Source organism: Dellaglioa sp. CoH-57-MRSF-18, assembly GCF_056781995.1.
In genome coordinates this window covers 1-292 of the sequence record NZ_JBXAXX010000190.1, presented here as the reverse complement: position 1 = coordinate 292, position 292 = coordinate 1, and the positions used below count along the sequence as shown (strand labels likewise).

General features: G+C 55.1%; 1 protein-coding gene. It reads left to right on the top strand.

The features are described 5' to 3' along the window. Nucleotides 1-36: 36 nt before the first annotated feature. A partial coding sequence (locus AC1RPG_RS08670; protein ID WP_481762582.1) for a DUF3175 domain-containing protein occupies nt 37-292 on the top strand: 256 nt, incomplete at its 3' end.

Genomic DNA, 292 nt, shown 5'->3' with positions numbered 1-292 from the left:
CCTAAACAGGATCAGGATCGTACGTGGCAAAAGCGCATGGAAGACAGCTATCGCGGCAAAGGCCGACGTGCAGGCTCCGAAATTCCGAAAGGAACGTTCACACAGAGCCCATCTGAGATAGCCCGCCAGCTCAAACAGCACTCTACAGATTTCGGTGAAGCAAGCTCAAAGCTGAACGGCTTCATCAATCGAAAGGGGCGCGATCTTCAGGGGGCGGACAAGTCGCGGTTGTACGATGCGAAGCGTGCCCTAGACAATGCGTACGGCTACCGCGACCAGAAGGATAAGCAAC